The sequence below is a fragment of the Alteromonas sp. RW2A1 genome, from assembly GCF_001886475.1.
Taxonomy (GTDB): domain Bacteria; phylum Pseudomonadota; class Gammaproteobacteria; order Enterobacterales; family Alteromonadaceae; genus Alteromonas; species Alteromonas hispanica.
The window spans coordinates 1,391,939-1,411,532 of sequence record NZ_CP018031.1 but is presented as its reverse complement, the minus strand read 5'-3'; the positions used below and the strand labels follow the sequence as shown (position 1 = coordinate 1,411,532).

Genomic DNA, 19,594 nt, shown 5'->3' with positions numbered 1-19,594 from the left:
TGTCGCTATTCCCAATATCCATTATTAATAAGTGTAGCCAATGTCTGTAAAAACGCAAAAGAGGTAGCATCTTGGCACGAACTGGCGTTAAAATTGGCACCCGACGCTAATAGCCGATACCACTCTGCATCACTCTCACCAATATCAAAACGACTGCCGTTCACGTAAAGGGCATAGGGCAAACCGTCTTTTCCGTCACATAGAATTGCTCTTACCCCGGGTGCTGGTTGAAAGCCAATTCCCGATGCGAGGTCGTTTGATACTTGTTCTATGGTTACTTCTTGTTCTAAAGGAAACTCAGGTATACCTTGCTCACTCATAGCCTCCAATAACGCTTGGGTAAAATGATCAGATTGAATTGCATCGATAAGCTGTTGCTTCAATGCTTTTACGTCTGAAGATGCTACGATTGCTGGAGATGAAGCCGCCAACCTACCTGGATCGCTGAAGCGATGGTTTGCAAAGCCTTTATCTAACATCATGGCGAGACTTTCCGCCAACTGCAGGTTGTCAGGGGCACGATAGCCAACGGAGTAGGTGAGGCTATCTTCTATTGTCATACCGTCGTGAGGCCAGCCTGGTGGAACATAAAGCACATCGCCCGGCATAAGGACTTCATCGATGATGGGCGAAAAGCCCTCTATTTGCCTAAGTTTCGGGTGGGGCAGTACTTCTACGTAGTCGCCCGGCTCGCCCACTCGCCACCGTCTAGCGCCTTTGCCTTGTATTAAAAATACATCGTATTGGTCTATGTGGGCACCAACCCCTGCACCTTGAGTGGCAAAGCTCACCATAAGATCATCTAAACGCCAGTGGGGAATAAATGAGAAAGGAGAGAGTAGTGGTTGAACATCGGCGATGTATTTATCAACGCCCTGTACCAGAAGAGTCCACTGGCCTTGGCACGCTTTTTCAAAATCGGCAATTGGGCCGGTCTCTACCTGCCATTTGTTGTTCTTGCGACTTATTACTCTGCTGTCTATTTCACTTTCTTGAGCAAGCCCAGCCAGGTCGTTCTCATCGATAGGATCGACAAACTCAGTAAAAAAGCCTTTTAAAACGACAGGCTTTTTCTGCCAGTATTCGCTAAGAAACGTGTCGATATTGAATGATTGCATTGCGGCCTAACCTTAAAAAAGAAAGAATATGAAAAATAAAGCACAAGAAAAGCAAAGAAAAAAGCGCGGTAAATGACCGCGCTTGTTTTCAAACTATTAAAGAGAAACTACAGTTGATCAACAAGTCTTATGGCATCACCAATGTAGTTGGCTGGCGTTAAGGCTTTCAACTCATCTTTTGCAGACTCTGGCATATCAAGGTTGTCGATGAAGGCAGCGATACCTTGTGCATCTACCTTTTTGCCACGAGTAAGCTCTTTTAACTTTTCATAAGGCTTTTCGATGCCGTAACGACGCATAACAGTTTGAATTGGCTCTGCAAGCAATTCCCAGTTATTGTCTAGCTCATTAGCAAGGCTCTTTTCATTCACTTCTAGCTTGCTAATACCTTTTAGTGTGGCCTGATATGCGATAACTGCATAACCTACGCCTACGCCAAGGTTGCGAAGTACTGTAGAGTCTGTCAGGTCACGCTGCCAACGTGAAATAGGAAGCTTTGCTGCTAAGTGATCGAAAATAGCATTAGCCAGGCCTAAATTGCCCTCTGAATTTTCGAAGTCAATAGGGTTAACTTTGTGAGGCATTGTGGACGAGCCAATTTCGCCGGCTACTGTTTTCTGTTTAAAGTGACCAAGAGCAATATAACCCCATACGTCGCGATCGAAATCGATAAGAATAGTGTTGAAGCGAGCAACGGCGTCAAACATTTCGGCAATGTAGTCGTGAGGTTCAATTTGTGTGGTAAACGAGTTCCACGACAAGCCTAGCGAGGTTACAAACTGCTCTGACACATTGTGCCAGTCAACGTCTTTGTAAGCCGACAAGTGTGCGTTGTAGTTACCTACGGCACCATTTATTTTACCAAGTAACTCAACATTGGCTATTTGCGTACGCTGGCGTTTAAGTCGAATAGCCACGTTCGCCATTTCTTTACCCATAGTCGTGGGTGAAGCAGGTTGCCCATGTGTTCTTGCCATCATAGGCACCGATTGGTACTTTTTCGCCAGAGAAATTAAGGCGTCAATGAGCTTATCGCAATACGGAAGAATAACGCTATCGCGAGCTTCCTTTAGCATTAAGCCGTGAGAAAGGTTGTTAATATCTTCTGACGTACAGGCAAAGTGTATGAATTCACTTACCGCATTTAGCTCTTCGTTAGCTGCTACTTTTTCTTTAAGGAAATACTCAACTGCTTTAACATCGTGATTTGTAGTGCGTTCGATGTCTTTTATTTGTGTAGCATCTTCTACACTGAAGTTTGCAACAATGCTGTCTAACAATGCATTGGCAGATTCTGAAAAAGCGGGAACTTCTTCAATATGCGCATTGCTCGCTAGCATTTGCAGCCAGCGAACTTCAACTTCTACGCGGTATTTTAATAATCCATACTCGCTAAAAATACTGCGCAATTCAGCGCTTTTGCCAGCATATCGACCATCGACAGGGGAAATTGCAGTTAACTGACTCAGTTCCACCTTGAGCTCCTCACTAGTTATTAGTTTGAGCGCCTTTACGGCACTAGTTAATTAATCTAAGTGCCTTTACGGCACTGTTTAAGATTTGCTTTCGCTTAAACAAAATATTACGTCGCTTCCCACCCATTTGTCGCCACATCACGGCGGCTCTAACACCGGCAAGTAGTAATGCGCGCACCTTATGCTGTGTGGCAGGTTGACCTAAGTAATCTGGGTTTCCCGCCACTTGAATGCGCGGTGCTAGCGGACTAACAACATCACTATAAATACTGGCCAGAGAAGATACTATTTGAGGGTTTTGAAAATCGACGTGGGCTAATTGCCGTTGAACATGAGAAATGCGTTCGCCAAGTTCTTGCATGGCTTTCGGCTTCTTCGCTAGCTTGCGTTCAAGGCCTAGAATACTGGCAATATATCGCGTTAACTCAGTATCTTTTGTTGCCTGTTTGTCTGATATCTGTGACACCAAAGTGGCATAGCCAACGTGTAAGTTACCTAATTTGCCGAATACATGCTGCGGTGTCTCTGGGTCGGTCACAAGAATACTGGAGAGGCTTGCCTCTACTGCTTCGTTGTCAGCTGTACCTTTTCGAGCAAGTTGCTGCACTAATGCTGCGGCTTGGCAAACACCAGCCAGTGCTAAGTTATTCTCTATATCTGCATCTAACATTATCGAATGTAACTCTCAATAATACCGCCGCCCAGACAAACTTCGTCAAGGTAAAATACGGCTGATTGCCCAGGAGTAACGGCCTTTTGAGGCTCTTTAAATATGACTTCAATGGTGTCGTCATCTTTTGGGGTAATAGTGCAAGGGATATCGGTTTGGCGATATCGGGTTTTCACGACAGCTTCAAACGGCGCCGTGATGGTTTTGCGATCTACCCAGTGAAGCTGTTTGGCGATTAATCCTTTCGAGTAGAGGCGAGGATGATCAGCACCTTGACCCACAATTAACACATTGCGAGCGACGTCTTTGTCAACAACGTACCACGGCTCTTCACCAAACTTTGCAAGTCCGCCTATATGCAGACCCTTGCGCTGACCAAGAGTGTGATACATTAAACCTTCGTGCTTGCCTATTTCTTCGCCCTCTGCAGTTTCAATCATACCGGGCTGCGCAGGCAAATACTGGGCAAGAAAATCTTTAAACTTGCGTTCGCCAATAAAGCAAATGCCGGTTGAATCTTTTTTATCGTGGGTAACTAAACCTTGTTCTTCTGCAATTTTTCTTACCAGCGGCTTTTCGATATCGCCTACAGGAAATAGTGTCTTCGCAACGTGTTCTTCACCCAGTGTGTAAAGGAAATAGCTCTGGTCTTTGTTGTTATCTAAACCACGAAGCATTTCCCATTTACCATTAACTTCACGACGACGCACATAATGACCCGTCGCGATATAGTCGGCACCGAGATCTTCTGCTGCAAACTCTAAAAATGCCTTAAATTTGATTTCCTTATTACACATAATGTCTGGATTTGGCGTTCTTCCAGCTTTATATTCTTCAAGAAAATATTCAAAAACATTGTCCCAATATTCGGCGGCGAAATTAATAGTGTGAAGTTCCATTCCCAGCTTATCGGCTACAGCTTGTGCATCTTTCAGATCTTCTGCCGCTGCGCAATATTCGTCATTATCATCTTCTTCCCAGTTTTTCATGAAAAGACCTTCAACCTGATATCCCTGCTGTTGAAGCAGGTAAGCTGAAACGGATGAATCTACTCCGCCGGACATGCCGACGATAACTTTTTTGCTGGCGTTCGAATTTTTGTCAATCACTACGTCTTGCACACTCTTTTTCAGAAATTTGCATTCGCTGCCCAATATTTGATTACGGGGCGCATAATGGGTTTGTTGCGGTCGTCGCTAAAGGTCGCGGATTTTACCAGAATACTCAGCTTAATTCACACTAATATCTTGTGATATTCGAACTCAAAGTAATTGCTCCTCGTGAAGGTCACTTGCTCAGCATTTTCGGCTTACTGCCTGTGACGTCTAACTTCCCGAGCCGTCTAATTACCTGCGCCACCCTCAAAGGGCGGATGAGCAGTAGCCCTATGCATTTATGCTGACAAACTTACCGTTTGGTATGCCGTCTATTGTCCAATTTCCTACTCGGTAACGAATAAGTCGCAGGGTAGGGAAACCTACGTGTGCGGTCATACGCCTTACCTGTCTATTTCGTCCTTCGCTTATAGTGATTTCAAGCCATGACGTGGGGATTGATTGTCGAAATCGTACAGGAGGATGCCTTTCCCAAACGTTTGGTTCTGACATCAATCGCACTTTTGCAGGTTTAGTCATTCCATCTTTGAGCTCTACACCCCGTTGAAGTGATTGGATTGCTACTTGGTCTGGAACACCCTCAACTTGCACCCAATAGGTTTTACTGGTTTTCGCTTTAGGGTGAGCCAGTTTATGTTGCAACTTGCCATTGTTCGTGAGTACTAAAAGCCCCTCAGAATCTCTATCAAGTCTGCCTGCGGCATAGACGCCTGGAACGTCAATGTAGTCTTTTAATGTCTCGCGACCTTCGGCATCAGTAAACTGAGAAAGTACCTGAAACGGTTTGTTAAAAAGAATGACTTTAGTCTCTGTCTGCATGAAAAACCTGTTTAATAAACGGTAAGTAAAAAAGTCGACAACAAGCGTCAGTTTATAGATTAAAGTGGCATTGCTTATTCTTGAACTAATAATCAGCTATTGATCGTAGCACGGTTTAAACCTTCAGTTCCAAAAATGCTGGCTATCCACATTTTTCAAAGCTTTGCGCCACGCAGGAGGCTGTTTGTATGCTTTTGAACGATTTCGGGTTAGCACGATACCTTCAGAGAATGTTAATACCTAAATGGCACGTTTTTGCTGAAAAACTGCTCAATTAGGTCAACATATAGCCGCTATTTTCAACGATTTATTTATTGATCTTTGTCACTAAGACAATGGTATGACTTGTAACTCAAACTTTCGACCCTATACTAATGTACGCGGTTAGTTGTATAGGCCGTGCATTCGTTTGTTTGTTGCAAAATAATTCCACTCCAATGAATAAGAAGCTGTCGCAATATGCGACGCTCGTCGGTGGATGAATAGAGGGACGTGCGGCAAAAAGCGAAGACGAAAGTTAACTTGCTCACATGTGATGGGCGAGGAGAAACGTATTTACGTATCGCAATGGCCGTGGGCGCTGCATTTTGCAGCGGGTCGTTACGACAAAATGGACTAAAAAAGGCAGTGCTCTGCCAACTAAATAGAGGTATATAATGACCAAGTCTAAGATCATCTATACGAAGACGGACGAAGCGCCAATGTTGGCAACGTATTCGTTACTTCCAATTATCAAGAAGTTTGCCGCAGCTGCAGACATCGATGTCGAACTCAGTGACATCTCATTAGCTGCTCGGGTTCTTGCTAATTTTCCAGATTACCTAGAAGAAGAGCAGAAAGTACCAGATGCATTATCTGAACTTGGTGACCTGACACAAGATCCTAATGTAAACATCATCAAACTTCCTAATATCAGTGCCTCTATCCCTCAGCTTCGAGCTACAATCAAAGAACTTAATGACAAAGGCTTTAATGTTCCTGCATTCCCTGACTCTCCTAAAACTGATGAAGAAAAAGAAATTCGCGAGCGCTATAGTAAAGTGCTTGGAAGCGCGGTAAACCCTGTATTGCGCGAGGGTAACTCTGACCGTCGTGCTCCTACAGCTGTGAAGAATTTTGCACGTAAATACCCTCATTCAATGGGAGAGTGGTCTCAGGCTTCTCGTTCACACGTTGCACACATGCGCGGTGGCGATTTCTACTCTGCTGAAAAGTCGGTAACGGTAGAAAAAGATGGCTACGTGAGTATTGAATTTACAGGTAAAGACGGCAGTAAGAAAACACTTAAGCCACGTGTAGATTTGCTAGCTGGCGAAGTTATCGACGGTATGTTTATGAGCAAGAAGGCGCTTTGCGAATTCTTCGAAGAGCAAATTGAAGATGCGAAGAACACTGGCGTATTGTTCTCATTACACGTTAAAGCAACAATGATGAAAGTGTCGCATCCTATTGTGTTCGGACACTGCGTTAAGGTTTTCTACAAAGACCTATTTAACAAATACGGCGATCTCTTCGAAGAGTTAGGTGTTAATCCTAATAACGGTTTAGGTAGTGTTTATGACAAGATAGCGACCCTACCAGAAAGCCAACGCTCTGAAATTCAGAAAGATATCAATGCGTGTTATGCAGACAGACCGCCCATGGCAATGGTTAACTCTGATAAAGGTATTTCAAACCTTCACGTACCAAGCGACGTTATCGTTGATGCTTCAATGCCTGCAATGATCCGTAACTCTGGTCAAATGTGGGGACCGGATGGAAAGGCACATGATACAAAAGCGGTTATTCCTGAAAGTACTTACGCGACTATTTATCAAGAAGTCATTAACTTCTGTAAAACGCACGGTGCCTTCGACCCAACTACAATGGGTACAGTGCCGAATGTTGGCCTAATGGCACAGAAAGCAGAAGAGTACGGCTCTCATGATAAAACATTCGAGCTGGAAGCTGATGGTACAGTGTCTATCGTAGATCAAGACGGCAACGTGCTTATCTCTCACGACGTAGAGGAAGGCGATATCTGGCGTATGTGTCAGGTGAAAGATGCGCCTATTCAAGATTGGGTTAAGCTAGCTGTTACTCGTTCACGTCAATCAGGTATGCCTGCGGTATTTTGGCTAGACGATGAGCGTGCGCACGATGCTCAGCTTATTGAAAAAGTAAACACCTACTTAAAAGACCACGACACGTCTGGTTTAGACATTCAAATTATGTCTCCAGTACGTGCAATCCGTTACAGCATGGAGCGCGCAATTCGCGGGTTAGATACAATTTCTGTAACTGGCAACGTACTTCGTGACTACCTAACAGATTTGTTCCCAATCCTTGAGCTTGGTACTAGTGCCAAAATGCTATCTATTGTTCCACTGATGGCTGGTGGTGGTCTTTATGAGACTGGTGCAGGTGGTTCAGCGCCGAAGCATGTTCAGCAGTTCGTTGAAGAAGGTCATTTACGTTGGGATTCACTAGGTGAATTCCTAGCATTGGCGGTTTCGCTAGAAGATGTTGCTATTAAGCATAAGAATCCAAAAGCAAAAATCCTTGCGGATGCGTTGGATAAAGCGACAGAAGCGCTGCTTAATAACGGCAAGTCTCCACAGCGTAAAGCAGGTCAGCTTGATAACCGTGGCAGCCATATTTATCTTGGCCTTTACTGGGCGCAAGAAGTTGCAAATCAAACTGAAGACGCAGAGTTGGCTGCACAGTTTAAAGCTGTGTACGATGAGCTGTCGGCAAAAATGGATGACATTATTGCAGAGATTGATGCGACGCAAGGCAAAGCGCAGGAGATTGGTGGTTACTACTACCCGGATGAAGACAAGGTCTTCGCTGCAATGTCACCAAGCGAAACGCTTAAAGCTATTATGGGCGCTTAAACAAGCGGCATAGGCATCGGTTTATAAACGCGTTTGTTTTTATTCTCGATGTATTGAGCCCCTAAAACGGCACAACCATTATTATTTAAAAAGCAAAAAAACCAGAAGCTCGGCTTCTGGTTTTTTTTTGCCTCTTTCATAATGATGGTTAATGACGCCTTAGCCAGGTTTTATAATTTCTCTCGCTTACGCTAGGCTATAGGATAAGTGAAGATAAATAGGGAATGTTGTTTATGATTGACGAGAGCAAAACATTGGCAAACGAAACATCGCAAGGAAGTTCTCGAGTGCAAAATTCGGTGAATTTGCAGCTAAACACCACATTTAAACCCTCCCGTTACACTGATAAAGATACCTATAAAGCAGAAGAAAAAGCATGGCAAGAAAATTTATTCCATGTTCAACAAGCCTACTTTCACCAAAATCGTCGCGCAATAATTATATTTGAAGGCTGGGATGCCTCTGGTAAAGGTGGAGCAATTCGCCGGGTAACGGAAAAGTTAGATCCTCGAGGTATTCATGTTATTCCCATCTCAAAACCTGAAAAAGTAGAGCAGGCCAAACATTTTTTATATCGATTTTGGCGTCATGTGCCTGCTCCTGGTCATATTACATTGTTCGACCGCTCTCACTACGGGCGAGTTTTGGTTGAAAGAGTCGATAGTTTCGCCACTCGGGAAGAATGGCAGCGGGGATATGAAGAAATAAACGAATTTGAGCGCACGCTTCACAACAGTGGCGTTCGCATAATTAAATTATTTATGCATATTTCATCGCAAGAGCAACGGAAACGGTTTGAGGAGCGCCTTCACAACCCTTATAAGCGCTGGAAGCTTACAGCCGAAGACTTACATAACCGGAATCAACGCCATCATTATATCGACGCTATCAATGATATGTTTGCTAGAACAAATACTGACTATGCACCGTGGAAAATTATTCAGGGTGAACACAAATGGCAGGCAAGGGTAGATGTACTTCGCTGTATTGTTGAAGGCTTAAGCGACGGAGTCGATATTGAGCCTCCAAAACTTGATGAAGACCTCATTAAAATGGCATCAAAGCAATTAGACGTCTCACCGGATATAGAATAACCAGAACCAGAAAAATTAGTGCAACGAGTTACCAAACCCCACTAATGAGTTGAAGTAGCATTCGTAAGCTCTAGCAATTGAAAGATAGAACCAACATTATACCTATGTGCTAGCGAAAAGGCTGGATTGCAGAGCAAGAAGAGAAGCGCCCGACCTTGATGCCGGGCAGCTTAGAAATTTTTAACGCTCTGGTTCTTCGACGAACCCAATGTTCTCGGCATGCAAACCCTTAGGCCCTTGCTGCACTTCGAACTGTACTTCTTGACCCGCCTTCAATGAGCGATAGCCTTCCATTTGGATAGTTGAGTAGTGTGCAAAAATGTCGTCACCACCTTCCTCTGGAACTATAAACCCAAAACCTTTCGCGTTGTTAAACCATTTAACTTTGCCAACCGCCATACTTCGACTTCCTCTTAATCCTTGAACTCACACGTTTATGCCCCCATTATAGATCCGGAAGCATAGTGAATTGAGTATCGATATACACAGATACTCAAAGTCACAATTAAAATGTAGATTTTTTAACCATATTATGTCAAGAGCAAATGTGAATTAATTTTATCCAAAAGTTTAAAGACATCTGCCGGTAACACACTATTATTAAGTTATGAGTAAAGACAACGCTATTAGTATCGACAAGGAAAAACAAAAAGACGCGCAGCGACAAAAGCCGCAGCCGCCTCCCATGTATAAAGTGTTGTTGAATAATGACGATTATACACCGATGGATTTTGTTATAGAGGTTCTCACGCAGTTCTTCAATATGGATGCTGAGAAAGCCAACCAACTTATGCTTACCGTTCATTATCAGGGGAAAGCGGTTTGTGGTGTTTTTACCGCTGAAATTGCAGAGACCAAAGTCATGCAGGTAAATCAATATGCACGCAAACATCAACATCCATTGATGTGCACCATGGAGCAGGCATAAGGCAATTTGTAGAGGGCGAGCAATATGTTAAATAAAGAATTAGAACAAACGTTGAACAGCGCGTTTGTATTTGCCAGAGAGCACCGCCATGAGTTCATGACGGTAGAGCACTTGCTGTTGGCATTGCTTGACAACACAGCAGCTCGCGATGCTCTAAAGGCATGTGGTGCTGATATTGAAGCCGTTAAAAGTGAATTGCTCTCTTTTGTGAAAGACACAACGCCACTTATATTAGATGAGCAGCTCAACGAAAGAGAAACTCAGCCAACGCTTGGTTTTCAGCGAGTTTTACAGCGTGCAGTATTCCACGTTCAATCTTCAGGCAAAGATGAAGTAACCGGTGCCAATGTGCTGGTTGCTATATTTAGCGAGCAAGAATCGCAAGCTGTCTTTATCCTCAAAAAGGCAGATGTAACGCGTCTAGACGTTGTGAATTACATTAGCCACGGCGTTAGCAAAGCGGAAGACGATGAATCTATTAATTCCGAAACGCCAGAAGAATCTGAAGGTGGCGATGAAAATGGTACTGCGCTTAGTAAATACGCAAGCGATTTAAACCGCCAGGCGAAAGACGGCAAGATAGACCCGCTTATCGGGCGCGATTCCGAAGTGGAACGGACTATCCAAATACTGTGTCGTAGACGTAAAAATAACCCATTATTGGTCGGGGAGGCTGGCGTTGGTAAAACAGCGATTGCGGAAGGTTTAGCCTACCGCATTGTGAATGACGATGTGCCAGAGGTTATTGCTGAAAGCACAGTTTACTCTCTCGATCTTGGTGGTTTGTTGGCGGGCACTAAGTATCGCGGCGACTTTGAAAAACGTCTGAAAGCGATATTGAAAGAGCTGAGTAAAGACGAGCACGCAATCTTGTTCATCGATGAGATCCACACCATTATCGGTGCAGGGGCGGCCTCAGGCGGCGTTATGGATGCATCGAATTTACTTAAGCCTAAGCTTTCGAGTGGTGAGCTTCGCTGTATAGGTTCGACAACGTATCAAGAATACCAAGGTATTTTCGAGAAAGACCGTGCCCTAGCCCGTCGTTTCCAAAAAGTTGATGTGACCGAGCCAAGCGTCAGCGACACCACAAAGATTCTACTCGGACTGAAAAGCCGTTACGAGGATCACCACAACGTACGCTTTACGCAAAAAGCAATTCAGGCTGCGGCTGAATTGTCTGCCAAGTACATCAATGAAAGACATCTTCCAGACAAAGCCATTGATGTGATGGACGAGGCGGGCGCAAGTCAACGACTTCTAGCGCCATCTAAGCGTAAGAAAACGATCAACGTGGGTGATATCGAGCAAATTATTGCCAAAATGGCTCGCATTCCAGAGAAGTCTGTATCCGCTTCTGACAAAGAAGTACTTAAGAACCTTGGCCGCAACCTTAAAATGGTGGTATTTGGACAAGACAAGGCGATTGAGACCCTTAACGACGCCATCCTACTGTCGCGTTCTGGTCTTGGTGCTGAAACCAAACCCATTGGAAGTTTCTTGTTCGCAGGCCCAACGGGCGTAGGTAAAACAGAAGTTACACAGCAGCTTTCTAATATTATGGGCGTAGAGCTAGTGCGTTTCGATATGTCTGAATATATGGAACGTCATGCGGTAAGCCGCTTGATAGGTGCTCCTCCAGGCTATGTTGGCTTCGATCAAGGTGGTTTGTTAACTGATGCGGTTATTAAAAACCCTTATTCGGTAGTATTACTTGACGAAATTGAGAAAGCACACAGCGATATATACAACATTCTGCTGCAAGTGATGGATCACGGTACGCTAACCGACAACAATGGGCGTAAAGTTGATTTCAGAAATGTAGTATTGGTAATGACCACAAATGCTGGCGTACAGGAGACTGTTCGTAAGTCTATTGGCTTTAAACAGCAAGATCATAGCCATGATGCTCTAAGTGAAATCAACAAGGTGTTTACACCAGAATTCAGAAACCGTTTGGACGGTATCATCTGGTTCAATCATTTAGATTCTGAAGTGATTTTACAGGTAGTCGATAAGTTTATTATTGAACTGCAAGCGCAACTAGACGTTAAGGGAGTGTCGTTGGAAGTCACTGCCGAAGCACGTGCTTATATGGCTGAAAAGGGTTACGACAGGTCAATGGGTGCAAGACCTATGTCACGCTTGATCAAAGACGAACTGAAGAAAGAACTCGCCAACGAGTTATTGTTCGGTGAATTGTCTAAAGGCGGCAATGTGAAAGTCGATTATGTAGGCGACAAGCTTACATTCGAATATAGCGGTGTGGACACAAAGTCTGAGCAGGCTGAACCTAGCTAGTGTAATAGCACAAATGAAAAAGCCCGATAAAGTTATCGGGCTTTTTTTGTTTGCCCAGCGAAGCTGGCAAACCCGTCAGGTTGAAAGAAACCTGAATCACCCTGACTGAGGGGAAGATAATCCGAATGGCAAGGGCTTAGCAAGTGATATGAAGTATGCAGGAGCCGTATACGAGGCCCGTACGTACGGTTCTGTGAGAGGGATGAGGCGCAAGCCTCACCCTACTCGATATGCGTTACCGCTTCAATGGCTCATTATCTCGCGCGATAAATGATACGACCTTTAGTCAAATCATAAGGAGTCATCTCAACAGTGACCTTATCGCCAGTAAGAATTCGGATGTAGTTCTTGCGCATTTTACCAGAAATATGAGCAGTCACTACGTGACCGTTCTCTAGTTCTACGCGGAACATAGTATTAGGTAGCGTGTCTAACACAGTACCTTCCATTTCAATACAATCTTCTTTTGCCATGTAAAGCAGTTACCTCAGTAATTCAAAATTTTTGCCGCGCAGACATTAACCAATCTTGCGCGCAGTGTAAAGCGATTAAGCGGGTTTTTTAGTAAATAGGCACCATTGGTTGTCTATAAACTGTTCAAAGGGATAAAATTTGTGCTTGTAGGACATTTTTTGACACCCTTCAACGTAATACCCCAAATAGACATATTGATGCTCGGCTAACTTAGCTTGCTCAATTTGCATGAGTATCATCCATGTTCCCAAGGACGAAGCGGAGTAGTCTGGATCAAAAAAGGTGTATAGGGCAGATAATGCAGAATGCCGCACAGTACCTAATGTGTCCGGGGACGTATTGTCCTCTAGTACGTCAGTGACTGCAACCGCTACGAGCTTATCTCCGTCATATGCTTCCAAATAAAAGGGAGACATCCACGTACATTTAATAAAGTTGTCAAATTGCACCTGAGAAGGTGGGTACATCGAACCGTCAGAATGCCTTTCGGTGATATATCTTTCATAGAGCGGGTAATATTCTGCGCTAATTGTGTTAGTAAAGCGGACGGAAAGCGAAGAGTTCTGTTTAAGCACGCGTTTTTGACTGCGGGATGGTACGAAGACATCTACCGGTATGCGAACAGATTGACACTTGCTGCAGTTCACGCAGTGCGGGCGGTAAATTTGTTCTCCGCTACGTCTAAAACCGGCCTGTATAAGTTGAGAATATCGAGAGCTTAAAAATGGATCCTCCTCGGCATAAACGAGAAGTCTTTCCTCTTCATCTGGAAGATAGCTGCATGAAAATGATTGAGTAATTCCAAACTTCACGGTGTTACCTCTTTCATGACGTCAGTATTCTCATTGGATTCACACTCTTTATCAGTTCTTTACTCTTATAAATTTAGCACTTGGGGCTGCCATTGCGTTACATAATTGGTACAAAGTTCGCCTTCACTATTCAACGTATGGTTGTTGGCCTGAAGCTTTTCGATAAATTGCTTTCTACTTAATGTAATAGCCCCTAAAGAAGATAAATGGTCAGTAGGTAGTTGGCAATCAATAAAAGCCATATTCTGTTTTTGCATATGCTTTACCAATGCATACATGGCTAACTTTGACGTATTACTTTTGGTGTGGAACATAGACTCTCCACAGTAAACCTTGCCTATGCCAACGCCATACAAGCCGCCTACTAATTGATCTTCCTCCCATACCTCAACAGAATGGGCAAGGCCAAGTCCATGGAGCTGTGAATAAGCGTTCTTCATGTCTTCTGTGATCCAAGTTTCGTTAGAAACATCGTCACCTGAAGGTGTGGCCCTCGGTATGGAAGAGCAGGCATTGATTACTCTCTCGAAAGCATGGTTTAACGTAACTACATACCTTTGCTGCCTTGCGAGTTTTCTCAGGCTTTTAGACGCACAAAAACCGTCTAATTCAATAATGGCCCGGGGATCTGGTGACCACCACAAGAGTGGTTCATCATCACTAAACCAAGGAAAAATTCCCTGAGAATAAGCAGAAAATAATCTTCGGGGACTGAGGTCTGCGCCAAATGCGAGCAAACCATTTGGTTCGCTTAAGGCTTCATCTACCGGAGGGAAGGGGGCATCGTTCTCGATGTAGTGCAGTGCTAACATGAGACGCGCCCCTTCGAATAAAAGGGGCGATGGACCCACTTAGCCTTGTTCAGAAGCCATTCCATCAAGGAATTTTTCCGCATCAAGAGCAGCCATACATCCGGTTCCAGCTGAGGTAATTGCTTGACGATATACATGGTCACTCACATCACCTGCAGCAAATATGCCTTCCACACTTGTTTGTGTAGCGTTACCGTGTAGTCCGCTATTTACAACAATATAGCCATCTTTCATTTCAAGCTGGCCGCTAAAAATATCGGTATTTGGCTTGTGCCCAATAGCAATGAAAAGGCCCATTACATCCAACTCTTCCGTTCCATCGCCATCGGTATCTTTGATGCGAATTTTGGTTACACCCATCTCGTCGCCGAGTACTTCATCAAGCGTTTTATTGAGGTGCAGCACAACGTTACCGTTTTCGGCTTTATCGCGCAGACGCTGCTCTAGAATTTTTTCGCTCCTAAAGGTATCTCTTCGGTGGATTACGTGCACTTCAGAAGCGATATTTGATAAGTACAGAGCTTCCTCTACCGCTGTATTACCGCCGCCCACTACGGCTACTTTCTGGTTGCGATAGAAGAAACCATCGCAGGTAGCACAGGCAGATACACCTTTACCCATAAACGCTTGCTCTGATTCAAGACCTAAGTACTTTGCAGATGCACCCGTTGATATGATCAATGCGTCACAGGTGTAAGTCCCGCTATCACCATATAACGTGAAAGGACGCTTGGTAAGGTCTGTCTTGTTAATGTGGTCGAAAATGATCTCGGTATCGAATTTTTCTGCGTGCTTTTGCATACGAACCATTAAATCAGGCCCGGTTAAACCTTCAGGATCGCCCGGCCAGTTTTCTACTTCTGTGGTGGTAGTAAGCTGTCCGCCTTGTTGGATCCCTGTAAGTAATACAGGATTTAGGTTTGCGCGTGCTGCGTAAACTGCAGCTGAGTAACCCGCAGGACCCGAACCTAGAATAAGAAGACGGACGTGTCTGCTTTCTGCCATTTTAATCTCCAATAAAACCGTTTGCGGTTTGTGTTATTTAATTCGTCTAATATCGATAAAGTGAGGCCATTTGCGGGTAAATCAACCGCTAGCCTCACTCTCTTTAACTAAATTTGCACCGAACGCTAAATGTTGACACAACGTTTAGCATCCAAACCATAATTTTGCTCGTAAGGATATCAATATTATACGAGTGGCGTTGATAAAATTTGTCGATATCTTGCCATAAAAAATTAAGATTCGGCAATCTGATGGAAAAACATCCATTACGGGTGATAAGACCTCACGCGAGTCTTGTATTAACGTAAAAGAGGATTACAATCTAGAGAGTTGAGGATTTAGTCCGTTGTGCTGTAGGTACTTCGAGAGGTGTAGCATGTCACAAACTGTTTTGACCATGTTAAAAGATGGCCAGCATTACATGAAAACTTGGCCTATGAGAAAAGAGTTGTACAGCTTTTTTCCAGAGTGTCGAGTTGTGGCTGCTACAAAGTTCGCGGTGAAGACTATGCCTCCAGCAGCTATGGTAACGTGTCTTTTGCTTATCCAGAATTTAGGAACGGATTACATTCCTCAAACCATCGCAATGGCGTTGTTTTTCCTCAGCCTTCCCATTCAGGGCTTACTGTGGCTCGGTCATCGTTCAGAGCAGTATTTACCGCCTCAGCTAAACAGTTGGTATCAGGATGTACATTCTAAGATGCGCTCTCATGGTTGTCATTTAGCGGCTGTAAAAGCGAAGCCTAAATACAAAGAGCTTGCACAGCTTTTGAAAACTGCTTTCAACGACCTTGATAACGCACTTACAAAAAACTGGTTTAGCTAATTCGTTCGCAATAGCACATATATTTAAACAGCCACCAGTTCACCGCTGCATTTACGGCATCGATACTGAGCCTTTCCTGATAATACGTTTTTGTGTCTGCGCAGTGAAATGGCGTGTTCACTGCAGTTACAGCGGTAAGCGACGGTATTAACTACGCCTTTCGTGTCAAAGCTGTGTGTTGTGCTTGGTGAACGGTTAAACACTTCTAGCATAATAGACTGCCATTCTCTTCCATGGGGCTTAGTGCGGCCGAACAAATTCCATACCAGCAAATGGCTCACTTCATGAGGGATAACGTCGTGAATAAATTCCTCCTGATTTTCTGAAAATAATAATGGATGAATGTTTATCCTATTTTGCTGAAGAAAAGCGGTGCCGGCATTCTTTCCGGAGCGCCGATAAGAAAGGAGAGGGCGCTCGAATACTTTTTTAAAGTAGCGCTCTGCTTTTAAGTAGCAGCTTTCAACTTCAGCTTGTATCTGCTGACGCTGTTGCTCAGTTAAGTCACGTGAAGCGATGGTGCAATTTCCTAAGTTGTATAACGCTCAATAAAAAAACGCCGTATAAAACGGCGTTTTTTCCTAGCCCGCGTGTGCTATCTCACGTCACAAGGCAGGCATAAGATGTAAGTGCCTTTTGGATCGTTAAGCTCGTTAATGGCATTGAACTCACCAAGGACACGTTTGAATTCACCTATTAGTGCAGAGTTGCTGTTCGCAAACTGCCATTTGCCTACAAAGGTCATGGCTTGGCCAAAGAACTCTTTCCAGAACAACTCTTGTGCAGAAAGGCTTCGTTCAACATAAACTTTATCGTAACTTTCTAACTCAGCAAATTCAGCCGCCGCAATTACCGCATCGTCAAGTTCACCGAGTTCATCGACAAGGCCCAGTTCAAGGGCATCTTCACCAATCCAAACTCTGCCTTGTGCAATTTTATCGACCGCTTCCACAGACATGTCTCTAGCGTTAGCAACTAACGATAAGAAATTGCCATAGGTGTTTTCAACATTGCGCTGCAGAATTTGACCAAATTCTGGCGCGAGAGGGCGCGCTGGAGACAGGCCTGCAATATCAGTAGAGCCTACACCATCGCTGTGCACACCAATATAATCGAGTGAGTTTTCATAGGTCATGAACATACCGAATACGCCGATAGAGCCTGTGATTGTGCTTGGGCTTGCTATAATTTTATCGGTACTTGCTGCTATCCAGTAACCGCCAGATGCTGCGTAGGTGCTCATAGATGCCACTACCGGTTTGCCTGCTTGGCGCAACTGTAGGATTTCTTGGCGAATAACTTCTGAAGCAAATGCACTGCCACCAGGGGAGTCTATTTGCAACACAACCGCTTTGATATTGTCATCTAGTCGAGCCTTGCGTAGTAATCTTGCTGTACTATCACCGCCAATGGCACCGGCTTTTTGGTTTCCGTCCAAAATAGTACCTTTTGCGACAACAATGGCTACCTTGTCCATATCATTGTTTACTTTAGGCATCGGTGGATTAATCACTTTCAAATACGTGTTGAATGCAGTGATATTCACGCCCAGCTTATTGTCGTCTTCACCCACCAACTCTATAAGCTCTTGTCTTACCTCCTCGCGAGTTTTTAAGGCGTCAACCCAATTGTTATCTAACGCATACTTAGCAAAGTCGCCGCCTGCCGCTTCAAACTTGGAAAGCAATTCACTAGCAGTCTCGTCGAAATTTGTAACATCTATACCGCGTGCTGCAGCCACGTCTTCTTTGTACTGCTTCCAGTAGCCGTCTAACCACTGTTTTTCCGCTTCCTTAGCTTCGTCAGACATATCGTTACGCATAACGGGCTCTACAGCAGATTTATAGGTGCCTACTCTAAAGATATGAGTAGTTACTTTTAGCTTATCTAACAGGTCTTTGAAATAAATGCCGTACCGGCTATAGCCTTCAAGCAGTAGTCCACCCATTGGGTTTAAGTAAACGTGGTCGGCGTGGGCAGCCAAGTAGTATTGATCTTGCGAATAGTAATCGCCTATAGCATAAACCGGTTTCTCTGATGCTTTAAACGATTGAATAGCGTTAGCAACAACGCGCAGTTTATCCAGCCCGCCACCGGTCAAACCTTTTAAGTCCAATACAAGTGCTTTAATTCGTCTGTCTTTTGCGGCGTTTTCAAGAACATCCACAACATCGCGTACAAGCACTTCAGGATTTTCTGGCTCGCTGCCTAAAGATTCTTGTAAGAACTGCTCAAAGGGATCGACGCTTTCCTTCTCAATCACCAGCTGCCCATTCAGCGAAAGATACAGCGCACTGTTTGATTTCACTGTCAGCTTATCACCATCCTGGTTGAATATGGCAATTGCCAGGCCAACAAAAATGACAATAAATATTACGTTGAAGAAAAGTTTGCGGGTGAAGTTAAGTACCGTCCACAAGCCAATAAATAAGGATTTAGTCCAATTTCCTTTGGCCGCCATATTTCACTACCTTTTTAGAATTTTAGTTAACGCGAGTAATGGAACGCCCATTAACGCTTTATGTATTATGTTACCTTGTTAGTATAAGATCGCTAACTTAATTGTAATTTTTTGTTACCACTGCTTAATGATGATACCCGTCTGGGTTTCTTACATACACAAGGGCTGTGTTACAACAACCTACACACCTCACCTATTCGAACGAAGATAACTTCTCTTCAACGCTCTCTCTGAGTTCTCTGTCTATATAGTCATTAAGTCTTTTGTTGCCGATTACCAAAGGGTTTGGTTTGCGATTTGGTTGTTTACGTAATAATTCCATATTTTTTATTAAGTCCTTTGAAAAAGGATGGGTCGAAAGTGTTACGTCGGCTTGTCTTTCATTAGCGACTTTCTGAAAGTAGTTTAGCGAACTTAAGTAACTTTGATTCGCTTTTTTTGTATCAGGCAGGCCAGTGCCACCCCATAAAGCCACCATATGAGGCTCACCATTGTTTGTGACCTTCATCATTAACGACATTCCTCCCGGAGTATGACCCGGTGTAGCGAGTATTGTTAAAGTAGTGTCTCCGAATGCGATTGTTTGTTCATCGGAAACGGGAGTGTATGATGTTGGAAGAGGAATTTCTGTCGATAAATTACCAAAGGGGTCTGTTAACACTGGGGCTTCTGGGTCGTGAATGTAGTTCCATTCTTCATCGCGCATCAAAATTTCAGCGCCATACTTGTTTTCAAAGTAATGGGCTCCCCCATAGTGGGGTTCTAGGGATTTTCCCCTCTAAAAAGACATAATTCTCTGTAGACCACA

The 19,594-nt window shown here is 44.0% G+C and carries 17 protein-coding genes and 1 pseudogene; 5 read left to right on the top strand and 13 right to left on the bottom strand.

All coding sequences use genetic code 11. The features are described from left to right. Positions 1-5: 5 nt before the first annotated feature. The 5 genes from BM528_RS06355 to BM528_RS06335 form a co-directional block, all read right to left on the bottom strand. A complete protein-coding gene (locus BM528_RS06355; RefSeq protein WP_071979164.1) occupies positions 6-1,118 on the bottom strand; it encodes a cupin domain-containing protein in 1,113 nt (370 codons plus the stop codon). Between the two features lie 107 nt (positions 1,119-1,225). Next, positions 1,226-2,593, bottom strand: a complete 1,368-nt coding sequence (purB, locus tag BM528_RS06350) for an adenylosuccinate lyase (protein ID WP_071979163.1) — start codon at positions 2,591-2,593, stop codon at positions 1,226-1,228. Between the two features lie 43 nt (positions 2,594-2,636). Beyond that, positions 2,637-3,263: a high frequency lysogenization protein HflD gene (hflD, locus tag BM528_RS06345; protein ID WP_071979162.1), complete on the bottom strand. Its 627-nt coding sequence runs from the start codon at positions 3,261-3,263 to the stop codon at positions 2,637-2,639. Further along, positions 3,263-4,384: a tRNA 2-thiouridine(34) synthase MnmA gene (gene mnmA, locus BM528_RS06340; protein ID WP_269529751.1), complete on the bottom strand. Its 1,122-nt coding sequence runs from the start codon at positions 4,382-4,384 to the stop codon at positions 3,263-3,265. Before mnmA ends, hflD begins: the two co-directional genes overlap by 1 nt. A 264-nt stretch (positions 4,385-4,648) precedes the next feature. Next, a complete protein-coding gene (locus BM528_RS06335) occupies positions 4,649-5,197 on the bottom strand; it encodes an rRNA large subunit pseudouridine synthase E (RefSeq protein ID WP_071979161.1) in 549 nt (182 codons plus the stop codon). A 656-nt stretch (positions 5,198-5,853) separates the two neighbouring features. Here BM528_RS06335 and BM528_RS06330 point away from each other — a divergent pair. Next, positions 5,854-8,073 carry an NADP-dependent isocitrate dehydrogenase gene (locus BM528_RS06330; RefSeq protein ID WP_071979160.1) on the top strand — a complete coding sequence of 740 codons (2,220 nt, stop codon included), beginning with the start codon at positions 5,854-5,856 and terminating at the stop codon, positions 8,071-8,073. Positions 8,074-8,306: 233 nt separating this feature from the next. Then, positions 8,307-9,167 carry a polyphosphate kinase 2 family protein gene (locus tag BM528_RS06325; RefSeq protein WP_071979159.1) on the top strand — a complete coding sequence of 287 codons (861 nt, stop codon included), beginning with the start codon at positions 8,307-8,309 and terminating at the stop codon, positions 9,165-9,167. Positions 9,168-9,347: 180 nt separating this feature from the next. Here the strand turns inward: BM528_RS06325 and cspD are convergent, their stop codons facing one another. Further along, positions 9,348-9,566: a cold shock domain-containing protein CspD gene (cspD, locus tag BM528_RS06320; protein ID WP_032096523.1), complete on the bottom strand. Its 219-nt coding sequence runs from the start codon at positions 9,564-9,566 to the stop codon at positions 9,348-9,350. Positions 9,567-9,774: 208 nt separating this feature from the next. On the opposite strand from cspD, the gene clpS reads away from it, so the two are divergent. Next, complete coding sequence (gene clpS / locus BM528_RS06315; protein ID WP_071979158.1) at positions 9,775-10,095, top strand: ATP-dependent Clp protease adapter ClpS; 321 nt, start codon at positions 9,775-9,777, stop codon at positions 10,093-10,095. Positions 10,096-10,119: 24 nt separating this feature from the next. Beyond that, positions 10,120-12,396 (top strand): ATP-dependent Clp protease ATP-binding subunit ClpA, encoded by a 2,277-nt coding sequence (clpA, locus tag BM528_RS06310; protein ID WP_071979157.1) that lies wholly within the window; start codon positions 10,120-10,122, stop codon positions 12,394-12,396. Between the two features lie 254 nt (positions 12,397-12,650). Here clpA and infA read toward each other — a convergent pair whose 3' ends face one another. From infA to trxB, 4 genes are all read right to left on the bottom strand, one after another. Beyond that, positions 12,651-12,869 (bottom strand): translation initiation factor IF-1, encoded by a 219-nt coding sequence (gene infA / locus BM528_RS06305; RefSeq protein ID WP_008844395.1) that lies wholly within the window; start codon positions 12,867-12,869, stop codon positions 12,651-12,653. A gap of 75 nt (positions 12,870-12,944) precedes the next feature. Beyond that, positions 12,945-13,682, bottom strand: coding sequence for an arginyltransferase (locus tag BM528_RS06300; RefSeq protein WP_071979156.1), 738 nt, complete (start codon positions 13,680-13,682; stop codon positions 12,945-12,947). 65 nt (positions 13,683-13,747) lie between these two features. Next, positions 13,748-14,494 (bottom strand): leucyl/phenylalanyl-tRNA--protein transferase, encoded by a 747-nt coding sequence (gene aat / locus BM528_RS06295; RefSeq protein WP_071979155.1) that lies wholly within the window; start codon positions 14,492-14,494, stop codon positions 13,748-13,750. Between the two features lie 39 nt (positions 14,495-14,533). Then, positions 14,534-15,499, bottom strand: coding sequence for a thioredoxin-disulfide reductase (gene trxB, locus BM528_RS06290; protein WP_071979154.1), 966 nt, complete (start codon positions 15,497-15,499; stop codon positions 14,534-14,536). A 376-nt stretch (positions 15,500-15,875) separates the two neighbouring features. On the opposite strand from trxB, the gene yfbV reads away from it, so the two are divergent. Then, positions 15,876-16,325, top strand: a complete 450-nt coding sequence (gene yfbV, locus BM528_RS06285; RefSeq protein ID WP_071979153.1) for a terminus macrodomain insulation protein YfbV — start codon at positions 15,876-15,878, stop codon at positions 16,323-16,325. A gap of 23 nt (positions 16,326-16,348) precedes the next feature. Here yfbV and BM528_RS06280 read toward each other — a convergent pair whose 3' ends face one another. The 3 genes and pseudogenes from BM528_RS06280 to BM528_RS06270 all read right to left on the bottom strand — a co-directional run. Then, positions 16,349-16,843 carry a SprT family zinc-dependent metalloprotease gene (locus tag BM528_RS06280; protein ID WP_071979152.1) on the bottom strand — a complete coding sequence of 165 codons (495 nt, stop codon included), beginning with the start codon at positions 16,841-16,843 and terminating at the stop codon, positions 16,349-16,351. Between the two features lie 77 nt (positions 16,844-16,920). After that, complete coding sequence (gene sppA, locus BM528_RS06275) at positions 16,921-18,786, bottom strand: signal peptide peptidase SppA (protein WP_071979151.1); 1,866 nt, start codon at positions 18,784-18,786, stop codon at positions 16,921-16,923. A 193-nt stretch (positions 18,787-18,979) separates the two neighbouring features. After that, positions 18,980-19,531, bottom strand: a pseudogene (locus BM528_RS06270) (MBL fold metallo-hydrolase); the annotation flags it as partial. Positions 19,532-19,594: the final 63 nt, after the last annotated feature.